8 protein-coding genes and 1 pseudogene are annotated in these 10,577 nt (G+C 64.5%); 8 read left to right on the forward strand and 1 reads right to left on the reverse strand.

The features are described from left to right. The 8 genes and pseudogenes from B3873_RS16485 to B3873_RS16520 all read left to right on the forward strand — a co-directional run. Positions 1 to 187: pseudogene (locus B3873_RS16485) on the forward strand (methyl-accepting chemotaxis protein); the annotation flags it as partial. Between the two features lie 209 nt (positions 188 to 396). Continuing rightward, positions 397 to 1,275, forward strand: coding sequence for an HlyC/CorC family transporter (locus tag B3873_RS16490; protein WP_286867360.1), 879 nt, complete (start codon positions 397 to 399; stop codon positions 1,273 to 1,275). Positions 1,276 to 1,303: 28 nt separating this feature from the next. After that, a complete protein-coding gene (gene lnt / locus B3873_RS16495; RefSeq protein WP_286867362.1) occupies positions 1,304 to 2,929 on the forward strand; it encodes an apolipoprotein N-acyltransferase in 1,626 nt (541 codons plus the stop codon). 120 nt (positions 2,930 to 3,049) lie between these two features. Beyond that, positions 3,050 to 3,967: a glycine--tRNA ligase subunit alpha gene (gene glyQ / locus B3873_RS16500; protein WP_039790129.1), complete on the forward strand. Its 918-nt coding sequence runs from the start codon at positions 3,050 to 3,052 to the stop codon at positions 3,965 to 3,967. A 74-nt stretch (positions 3,968 to 4,041) separates the two neighbouring features. Then, the gene (gene glyS, locus B3873_RS16505; protein WP_286867363.1) at positions 4,042 to 6,162 is read left to right on the forward strand and encodes a glycine--tRNA ligase subunit beta; all 2,121 of its coding nucleotides are present in this window, start codon (positions 4,042 to 4,044) and stop codon (positions 6,160 to 6,162) included. Between the two features lie 91 nt (positions 6,163 to 6,253). Further along, entirely contained in the window at positions 6,254 to 6,811 is a 558-nt protein-coding gene (gmhB, locus tag B3873_RS16510) for a D-glycero-beta-D-manno-heptose 1,7-bisphosphate 7-phosphatase (protein ID WP_286867364.1), read from the forward strand. 55 nt (positions 6,812 to 6,866) lie between these two features. Then, positions 6,867 to 7,652: a lysophospholipid acyltransferase family protein gene (locus B3873_RS16515; protein ID WP_286867366.1), complete on the forward strand. Its 786-nt coding sequence runs from the start codon at positions 6,867 to 6,869 to the stop codon at positions 7,650 to 7,652. A gap of 52 nt (positions 7,653 to 7,704) precedes the next feature. Next, on the forward strand, positions 7,705 to 8,697 hold the full coding sequence (locus B3873_RS16520) for a M48 family metallopeptidase (protein ID WP_286867368.1): 993 nt from the start codon (positions 7,705 to 7,707) through the stop codon (positions 8,695 to 8,697). 29 nt (positions 8,698 to 8,726) lie between these two features. On the opposite strand, the gene B3873_RS16525 is transcribed toward B3873_RS16520, so the two are convergent. Beyond that, a partial coding sequence (locus tag B3873_RS16525) for a TonB-dependent receptor (RefSeq protein ID WP_286867370.1) occupies positions 8,727 to 10,577 on the reverse strand: 1,851 nt, incomplete at its 5' end.

Genomic DNA, 10,577 nt, shown 5'->3' on the forward strand with positions numbered 1-10,577 from the left:
CGCCCTGGTGGAACAGGCTGCCGCGGCCGCCGCCTCCATGCAGCAACAGAGCGTGGCCCTGACCGATGTGGTGAGCATCTTCAAGCTCACGGCCGAGCAGGCTGGCCCGACCGCAGTGCGCGGCCCGCAGCAGGCCGCTGTGCAATATTCCCAGGACACGGCGATGCCGGCCCTGAGCTACGCCTGAGCCGCAGACAGCAGATTTTCCCTGAGCGTGTATTTGCCGGCATCGTAAATGCCGGCTTTTTTTTGCTCGGTGAAATGGCGTGAAGACATCGGAATTTCCAAGAGGCAAGCGGGACGGCAGGCCGCTGTGGCCGGGCCTTTAGTGGACTTGTCACATAATTGTTGTATCCTATGGCTCTTCGAAACTACGTCGGGCTCGCGCCTAACGCCATGCAAGATCACCCTAGTAGCGTCAAGTCTGACGCTAAACCCCATCGTTCCCTGTTTGAACGACTCACCGCACTGATTTCCCCCGAGCCCGAGAACCGGGCAGAACTGCTCGAAGTGTTGCACGACGCACACGAGCGCAATCTCATCGACGCCGATGCGCTGTCGATGATCGAAGGCGTGTTCCAGGTCTCCGACCTGGCCGTGCGCGACATCATGGTGCCGCGCTCGCAGATGGACACCATCGACATTTCCAAACCGATCGAAACCTGGATGCCCGAAGTGCTGGCCACGTCCCACTCGCGCTTCCCCGCCGTGGATGGCGAGCGCGACAAGGTGATCGGCATCCTGCTGGCCAAGGACCTGCTGCGCTACTACGCCGAGGAATCCTTCGACGTGCGCGACATGCTGCGCCCGGCCATCTTCATTCCCGAATCCAAGCGCCTGAACGTGCTGCTGCGCGACTTCCGCGCCAACCGCAACCACATGGCCGTGGTGGTGGACGAATACGGCGGCGTGGCCGGCCTCATCACCATCGAGGACGTGCTGGAACAGATCGTCGGCGACATCGAGGACGAATACGATTTCGATGAAGCCGAAGACAATGTGCTGGCCCTCAAGGATGGCCCGCACGGCGCGCGCTGGCGCGTGAAAGCCCTGACCGAGATCGAGCAGTTCAACGCCGAAGTGGGCAGCCGCTTCTCCGACGAAGACGCCGACACCATCGGCGGACTGGTCGCCAATCACGTGGGCCGCGTGCCGCGCAAGGGTGACGAATTCGACATCGATGGCCTGCACTTCGAAGTGCTGCGCGCCGATGCGCGCCAGGTACACGTGCTGCTGGTGTCCAAGCTGCCGTCGGCACCGCTGGACGACGAGTGAATCGCCTGACCTGCCTGCCGTTGCAACCGTGACTTCCCCCTCCTCCCAAGACCTGCCGCTGCCGCGCGGCGCGACCGCTGCGCGCGGTCGCCTCGGCACGGTGCTGGCCCTGCTGCTGCCGGTCGCAGCGGGTGCGGTCAACGTCTTCGCCTTCGCGCCCTTCAAGCTGTGGCCCTTGCAGATCCTGGCCCTGGCCTGGCTGTTCCATGGCGTGCTGGCGCAACCGCAAGCCTCCACCGGCCGCCACTTCCTGCGCGGCTGGCTGTACGGTTTCGGCTGGGCAGCGGCGGGCGTGCACTGGCTCTACATCAGCATGCATGACTACGGCGGCATGCCGGGCTGGATGGCGGCACTGGCCGTGGGCTTGCTGGCGCTCTATCTGGGCTTGTATGCGGGTGCGGCTACCGCGCTGGCAGGCTGGCTGCGCCATCGCTGGTCGTCCTCGCCGCTGGTGCTGGCGCTGTTCATGCTGCCGGCGCTGTGGGCGCTGTCGGAGTGGGCGCGCGGCTGGGTCTTCACGGGATTCCCCTGGCTGATTTCGGGCTATGCGCATACGGTTGGTCCACTGGCCGGCTTCGCCCCGGTGGGCGGCGTCTATTTCGTCGGCTGGGTCGCAGCGCTCATCGCGGGCAGCCTGGCGCTGCTGTGGATGGGTCTCTCGCGCAAGGGCGTGGCTGGCACTGGCCAGCGCATCGTGCTGCCGCTGTGTGCTGCGGCCCTGCTGTGCGCGGGCGGTGTGACATTGCGGCTGATGCACTGGACCACGCCACAAGGCCAGCCGATCACGGTGCGCCTGCTGCAGGGGAACATTCCGCAGGAAATGAAATTCTCCAACGATGCCCTGGTCTCCACCCTGGGCATGTACGAACAGATGATCAGCGCCGCCCCGGCCGACCTGATCGCCACCCCGGAAACGGCCATCCCGCTGCTGCCGCAGCAATTGCCACCGGATTACCTGGAACGCATCGCGCGCTTCGCGCAAAAGAGCGGCAGCCATCTGGCGCTGGGCATTCCGCTCTCCGATGGCCCGCAGCTGTATGCCAATTCGGTGCTGGGCTTCGGCCCCGGAGTGGGATCGGCCTTGATGCCCTACCGCTACGACAAGCACCATCTGGTGCCCTTCGGCGAATTCATCCCGCCGGGCTTCCGCTGGTTCGTCGACCTCATGCACATCCCGCTGGGCGACATGACGCGCGGCGCGCCGGTGCAGTCGCCCTTCGGCGTGAAGGACCAGTGGGTGCTGCCCAACATCTGCTACGAAGATCTGTTTGGCGAAGAAATCGCCGGCCAGCTGCGCGCTGCCTACCGTGCCGGCCAGCCGCAGGCCAGCCTGCTGCTGAACCTGTCCAACATTGCCTGGTTCGGCAATTCGATCGCCCTGCCCCAGCACCTGCAGATCTCGCAGATGCGCACGCTGGAAACCGGCCGCCCGATGCTGCGCGCCACCAATACCGGGGCCACGGCGGTGATCCTGCCGGGCGGCGCGGTCAGCGAACTGCCGCCCTACACGCGCGGCGTGCTCTCCGGCCAGGTGCAGGGCTATGGCGGCCAGACCCCCTACATTCTGCTGGGCAACAAGCTCATCGTCGGGCTGGCGCTGCTGATGCTGCTGCTGGCCTGGGGCCGCAACAAGGCCGCGCGCATTCGCCACTGATCTCCGATGCCAGGGCCCGGCAGTGCCGCGCCCTGGCAAAACCGGGTCAAACGCCCCAAAAGGCGCTAAAATTCAAGGTTTTCGCAATTCCTCCGCCGGTTCGCCAGGCCACCACACACGATGCTGACATTTCAACAAATCATCCTCAAGTTGCAAGAATATTGGGACGCCCAGGGCTGCGCACTGCTGCAACCCTACGACATGGAAGTCGGCGCGGGTACCTCGCACACGGCAACCTTCCTGCGCGCGATCGGCCCGGAACCGTGGCGCGCCGCCTACGTCCAGCCTTCGCGCCGTCCCAAGGATGGCCGCTATGGCGAAAACCCCAACCGCATGCAGCACTACTACCAGTACCAGGTGGTCCTGAAGCCGGCGCCGGAAAACATTCTGGACCTGTACCTGGGCTCGCTGGAGGCGCTGGGGCTGGATCTGAAGCAAAACGACGTGCGCTTCGTCGAGGATGACTGGGAAAACCCCACCCTGGGCGCCTGGGGCCTGGGTTGGGAAGTCTGGCTCAATGGCATGGAAGTGACGCAATTCACCTACTTCCAGCAGGTCGGCGGCCTCGACTGCAAGCCGGTGCTGGGTGAGATCACCTACGGCATCGAGCGCCTGGCCATGTACCTGCAGGGCGTGGAAAACGTCTATGACCTGGTCTGGACCGAATGGACCGAGAACGGCGTCAAGAAGCACCTGACCTATGGCGACGTGTTCCACCAGAATGAAGTGGAACAATCCACCTTCAACTTCGAGTACTCGAACACCGACTTCCTGTTCTCGCTGTTCACCAACTACGAAGCCGAAGCCAAGCGCCTGATGGAAGTGCCGCTGGCCCTGCCCGCGTATGAACAGGTGCTCAAGGCCGCCCACACCTTCAACATGCTCGACGCCCGTGGCGCCATTTCGGTCACCGAGCGCGCCGCCTACATCGGCCGCATCCGCAATCTTTCGCGGGCGGTGGCGCAGGCCTACTTCGAATCGCGCGAGCGCCTGGGCTTCCCGATGCTGGGCCAGGCACCGGCACAAGCGGCCGCCTGAGACGCAGCAACACGACATCATGCGGCACCGGTTGACTTGACCGGTGTCCCGAGCAAGACAGCAAGACAGACAACATGAACCAGACACTCCTCGTAGAACTCGTCACCGAAGAACTCCCGCCGAAGGCGCTGGCCAAGCTGGGCGATGCCTTCGCCAATGGCATCTTCAATGGCCTGCAAAGCCGCGGCTATCTCGACGCCGGCGCTGCCGCCACCGCCTACGCGACCCCGCGCCGCCTGGCCGTCGCCATCACGCAAGTGCGCGCCGCCTCGCCGGACAAATCGATCCGCGAAAAAGTGCTGCCGGTGACCGTCGCACTGGACGCCGAAGGCCGCCCGTCGGCTCCGCTGGTGAAGAAGCTGGCCGCACTGGCCGCCTCCACCGGTGCCACCGTCATCACCCCGGACCAGCTGGAACGCGCCCAGGATGGCAAGGCCGAGAGCTTCTTCTACACCTATACCGCCAAGGGTTCGGCCCTGGCCGTGGGCCTGCAGGCTGCGCTCGACGAGAGCCTGTCCAAGCTGCCCATCCCCAAGGTCATGAGCTATCAGCGCCAGTTCGGCCGCGCGGCCGGCGAGACGGTGCACTTCGTGCGTCCCGCGCACTACCTGGTGGCGCTGCTGGGCAACGACGTGGTGCCGATCAATACGCTGGGCCTGGATGCCGGCCGTACCACGCTGGGCCATCGCTTCCTGTCCTCGGGTGTGCTGCAGATCGCCTCGCCCGATGCCTACGTCGAGGCACTGGCCACGCAAGGCAAGGTCATCGCCAGCTTCACCGAGCGCCGCGAAAAGATCCGCACTGCGCTGCTGGCCAAGGCCGGCGGTGACCAGGTGCTGATGCCGGATTCGCTGCTGGACGAAGTCACCGCGCTGGTGGAATGGCCGGTGGTCTACGAATGCAAGTTCGAGGATGAATTCCTGGCCGTGCCGCAGGAATGCCTGATCCTGACCATGCAGACCAACCAGAAATATTTCGCGCTGACCGACGCCGATGGCAAGCTGCGTTCGCGCTTCCTGATCGTTTCCAACCTGGAGACCGATCGCCCCGAACACATCATCGGCGGCAACGAGCGCGTGGTGCGTCCGCGCCTGTCGGATGCCAAGTTCTTCTTCGAGCAGGACAAGAAAAAATCCCTGGCCGATCGCGTGCCGCAACTGGCCAACGTGGTCTACCACAACAAGCTGGGCAACCAGCTGCAACGCACCGAGCGCGTGCAGGCACTGGGCGGCAAGATCGCCGGCCTGCTGGGCGGCGACATCAAGCAAGCCGAGCGCGGCGCGCTGCTGGCCAAGGCCGACCTGCTGACCGACATGGTCGGCGAGTTCCCGGAGCTGCAAGGCATCATGGGCACGTACTACGCGCGTCATGATGGCGAATCGGATGAAGTGGCGCTGGCCGCGTCCGAACACTACCAGCCGCGTTTCGCCGGCGACGCCCTGCCTGCCACCGCCACCGGTACCGCCGTGGCCTTGGCCGACAAGCTGGAAACCCTGGTCGGCATCTGGGGCATCGGCCTGCAGCCGACCGGCGACAAGGATCCGTTCGCCCTGCGCCGCCATGCCCTGGGCGTGCTGCGCATGCTGGTCGAAAAGCGCCTGCCGCTGTCGCTGACCGCCTTGCTGGATGCGACTGCGGGACTGTTCGCCGGCAACGCCAATTTCAAGGATCCGCGCGCCGACGTGCAGGCCTTCATCTACGACCGCCTGCGCGGCCTGCTGCGCGAGCGCGGCTTTGCACAGAACGAAGTGGAAGCCGTGGTGGCCCAGCAGCCTGACGTGCTGGACAACGTGGTGGAACGCCTGCAAGCCGTGCAAGCCTTCGCCGCCTTGCCGGAAGCCGAAGCCCTGGCCGCTGCCAACAAGCGCATCACCAACATCCTGAAGAAGATCGAAGGCGTGGCCATTGACGCCCACGGTGCCGTGCAGGAAAACCTGCTGCAGGAAGCCGCCGAGCAAGGCCTGTTCGCCGCCATGCAGACCACGCGTCCGCAGGTGCAGGCAGCCTACGCAGCGGGTGACTTCGCCGGTGCGCTCAAGGCCCTGGCGCAACTGCGCGAGAACGTCGATGCCTTCTTCAACGACGTGATGGTCAATGCCGAGGACGAGCAGCTGCGCAAGAATCGCCAGGCACTGCTGGCATCGCTGCATGGCATGCTCAACCAGGTGGCCGACATTTCCAAGCTGGCGGCGTAATCCATCGCGCTACCGGCTGTCGTACACGCAACACCGATCCGCCGCGCACGGGCTTGTCCTGGCGCGGCGGTGTTCATGAAGGAAAGCAGGAATGAAACTGATCATTCTCGACCGCGATGGCGTCATCAACCAGGATTCAGATGCCTTCATCAAGTCGCCCGACGAGTGGCTCCCCATCAAGGGTTCGCTGGAAGCGATCGCGCGCCTGAACCAGGCCGGCTATCGCGTGGTGGTGGCCACCAACCAGTCCGGCGTGGCGCGCGGCTTGTTCGACATCAAGACCCTCAACGCCATCCACCAGAAGATGCACAATGCGGCCCAGCAGGCCGGTGCCGATATCGATGCGGTGTTCTTCTGCCCGCACTCGGCCGATGACAATTGCGATTGCCGCAAGCCCAAGCCGGGCATGTTCCACGAGATCGCCAAGCGCTTCAACATCAGCCTGCGCGGTGGTGTGGCGACGGTGGGCGATTCGCTGCGCGACCTGCAGGCGGGCTATGTGGCCGGCTGTGCGCCCTACCTGGTGCTGACCGGCAAGGGCGAGAAGACCCAGGCCAAGGGCGGCTTGCCGCCGGGCACGCTGGTGTTCCCGGATTTATCGGCAGTGGTTGATTTCATTCTGAAGTCGCCGGTCGGGGTCTCGGTATAGTGCCGTTGCTGCGACCGCGCAGCCAACCCCATTCATTACAACAACATGCTTCGGCATGGGAGAAACGATTTTGCGCCTTGTCCTGATTCTGCGTTCGGTGATCTTCATGGTCTTGATGGCCGTGGCCACCATCATCTGGTCCTTCGCCTGCCTGCTGTCGGCCCCCTTCCCTTACGCCCAGCGCTACTGGTGGACTTCACGCTGGAACGTCTTCGTGATCTGGACCGCACGCGTGATCTGCGGCATCCGCTACGAAATGCGCGGCACCGAGAACCTGCCCGATGCGCCGGTGATCCTGCTCTCCAAGCACCAGTCGGCCTGGGAGACCATCTTCTACGTCATCAACATGCCGCGTCCGCTGGTGTTCGTGTTCAAGAAGGAACTGACCTACGTGCCCTTCTTCGGCTGGGGCATCGCCCTGCTGCGCATGATCCCGATCGATCGCAAGAAAGGCCGTGACGCTTTTGCGCAGGTGCTGGAACATGGCCGCCGCCGTCTGCGCGATGGCCAGTGGATCATGATGTTCCCGGAAGGCACGCGCACCGCCGTGGGCTCGCAAGGCAAGTACAAGGCCGGTGGTTCGCGCCTGGCCGTGGAAACCAATACGCTGGTGGTGCCGGTGGCGGTGAACTCGGGCGAGTGCTGGCCCAAGGGCGGCTTCGTCAAGAAGCCGGGCGTCATCACGGTCTCGATCGGCAAGCCGATTTCGCCGGAAGGCCTGAATCCCCAGGAATTGAACGAGCGCGTCGAAAATTGGATAGAATCCGAGATGCGCGTGATTTCGCCGGACGTCTACAAAAACAGCGCGCCCCGGCCGGCCGCCACGACTGCATCGCAGTAATGCCGCGCGGCCAACTCCTTAGCCAACAGCAACACAGGACGCCGCGACTGCCTTGATACTGCTCCGCAAACCCAAACCCAATCCCGACCAGCTCTCGCTGCAACTGGATTTGTTTGGCGCGCCCGCCGCTGCGCCGGCAGCGGCGCCCGTCGATCCGGGTCCGGCGCTGCCGTCGCCGACGGTGCAGCCGCCGCTCATCGTGACGCCGCATCCGGTCGTCCATGCGGCTCCGCTGCCGCCGCCCCTGATTCCCGAACCACCCGCATCACCCTCACCTCCCAGCCCGCTGCTGGCCCCGCCGACCACGGCCCGTCCGGCCGACGGCAAGCGCCGCATCCAGCTGGGCGAGCACACCATCGATTTCGCGCTGCTGCGTTCCAAGCGCCGCACCATCGGTTTCCTGGTCAGTGATGAAGGCCTGCGCGTGACCGCGCCCAAGTGGGTTACGCTGGCCGAGATCGACAACGCCATCCGCGAGAAGCAGCGCTGGATCCTGACCAAACTCAACGAGCGCCGCGAGCGCTCGGCGCGCCGCCTGCAACCGCAGATGCAATGGCGCGATGGCGCCACCCTGCCCTACCTGGGTGCCGACATCACGCTGCGCATCCGCACCGGCCAGCGGCAGGCGGTGTTTCTTGACGAGCTCACGCGCGAACTCAACATCAGCCTGCCGGCCGACGCCGGCGAGCAGCAATTGAAGGATCGCGTGCAGGGCTGGCTACAGGCGCGCGCCGAAGAACTGTTCGGCAAGCGGCTCATGATCTATGCCGAGAAGCTGGGCGTGCAATATCGCTCCTACGCACTGTCCTCGGCCACCACGCAATGGGGCTCCTGCACGTCGGATGCGCGCATCCGCCTGAACTGGCGGCTGATGCATTTCGCGCTGCCACTGATCGATTACGTGATCGCGCATGAACTGGCGCACCTGCGCGAGATGAACCACAGCCCGCGCTTCTGGGCCACGGTGCAATCGATCTTCCCCGAATTCGAATCGGCCAAGAAAGCCTTGCGCGACAGCGCAGCCGAGACCATGCCGATCTTCTGACCGGCCGGGCCCCGCCCTCCCCCAGTCGCTCAGAAGCGCACGTTCACACCCACGTCCAGCGAACGGCCGTAGCCCGGCAAGGCTTGCAGGCTGCCGCTCTTGGTCTTGGCCAATCCCGACAGGTAGACCCCGCCCAGCGCATCCGCATAGTTGCGATTGAACAGATTGCTGATGCCTGCGCTGACGCTGATGGCCTGGTTGAACTGATAGCTGCTGCGCAGGTTGAAGACCGTATAGCTGGCAGTCGCGGGCTCCAGGCGGTTGCTGTCCACCAATGTCTTGCGTGCGACGTAATTCACTTCAGCGCGGTTGGTCCACGCGCCCTGCTGCTGCTCCAGCGCGGCCAGCACGTTGAAGGGCATCATGTGATACAGGTTGCCGCCATCGACACGCTTGCCGCGCGTGAGGCCGGCCTTGCCGGTGAAGGCGATGTCCCCCATTCCGGCAGTGCGCAACAGCGGCCACTTCCACGAGGCGTTGATGCCATACAGACGGGCATCGTGATTGGCGAATTGCAGCAGCGCACCGGATGCGGTGCTGACGCTGTAGGGATTGAAGCGACCGATGACATCGGCATCGATGTAGTTCTCGACGTAGCTGAAATACGGCGTCAGCTTGAAGAACCAGCGTGGCTCGTTGCCCTCCTTGTCGGACGCATGCCAGTCAGCGGTGGCCGAGAGGGTATGCGCCACTTCCGGCTTGAGATCGATGTTGCCGACATAGCCGTTGCCATCGCCGAACCAGTTGGTCATGGTCATGGCCATGGTGCCGCGGCCCCAGGTGTAGCGCTCGTAGAGATTGGGCGAACGCGTCTTGCGGGCATAGCCCACCTCCCAGGTCTGCCCGGCGTCGGGCGCGAAGCGCGCCAGTGCAGTGAGGTCGATGTTGTTGTCGGTCTTCGCGTGGCCGCGGGCATTGAAGGCATTGGCCGCCGTCAGGTCAGCCATGTTCATCATGTTGGTGCCGTAGGATTGCACGTTGCCGGCATCGGTCTTGACCAGCTCGTCGCGCACACCCACGATCGTGCTCCAACGTTCATTCAGCTTGCCTTCCCACTCGGCGAAGAGGGCGTAACGATCGCGCTTGCCGTCGTTGATGTTCACATAGGTCCGGGGGCCCATCATCATCGAGCCCGGTACGGCCGGCCAGTCGTCATCCAGATGGAAGCTGTGGTACTCGTTGCCCACGCGCAGTACGCTGCGACCCTCGGGTGCGAGATCGATATCGGCGCGCAGCGTGTAGCCGAGATCACGGCCCTGCGTCTGCATGGGCATGGTGCCGGTGCGTTCGGCGCTGAAGAATCCCATCTCATGCTCGGTGCGCTGCCAGTACACGCGGCCCAGCAGCTTGCCCCAGTCGAAGCGGCGCTCATACCCCAGGTTGGCAAAGGTGGAGCGGTTGCCGGTCATGTCCATGTACTGGTTCGGGAAGCCCTGGTAGGGGATGTATTGCTGCCCGGCCTTGAACACCAGTTGCTGCCCGTCACCGCGTGCGGCCACCGTCACCGCGTGGTTGTTGCTCTCGAACTGGCTGCCCAGCACCTTGTCGCCACGGCCGTTGACGTAGCTCTCGGCCCGCGACTGGCTGGCCACGTAATGCACCGAGAGATTGTCACTGGCCACCGTCCCTTCCACTGACGCCGATACTTCCGAATTGACGCTGCGTGCGGCTACCGAGAAGCCCCCCTTGGTCAACAGCTCGCCGGGCTGTGCCGCGAACTGCGGTGCCGGCGACGCCAGTTCGATGGTGCCGCCGATGCTGTCGCCACCGACGCTGACCGGCGTGATGCCGGCCATCACGCGCGTGATCCCGACCTGCGCGGGCGGCATGTAGGACATGGGTGCGTTCATCTGGTTGCCACAAGCGGCGGTGACATCCAG

It is taken from the genome of Herbaspirillum sp. UBA812 (genome assembly GCF_002296545.1).
Taxonomy (GTDB): Bacteria; Pseudomonadota; Gammaproteobacteria; order Burkholderiales; family Burkholderiaceae_D; genus Herbaspirillum; species Herbaspirillum huttiense.

Coding starts and splice junctions, on each gene's coding strand:
- B3873_RS16490 (WP_286867360.1), top strand. CDS start 397: ATGCAAGATCACCCTAGTAGCGTCAAGTCTGACGCTAAACCCCATCGT.
- glyQ (WP_039790129.1), top strand. CDS start 3,050: ATGCTGACATTTCAACAAATCATCCTCAAGTTGCAAGAATATTGGGAC.
- glyS (WP_286867363.1), top strand. CDS start 4,042: ATGAACCAGACACTCCTCGTAGAACTCGTCACCGAAGAACTCCCGCCG.
- gmhB (WP_286867364.1), top strand. CDS start 6,254: ATGAAACTGATCATTCTCGACCGCGATGGCGTCATCAACCAGGATTCA.
- B3873_RS16515 (WP_286867366.1), top strand. CDS start 6,867: ATGGGAGAAACGATTTTGCGCCTTGTCCTGATTCTGCGTTCGGTGATC.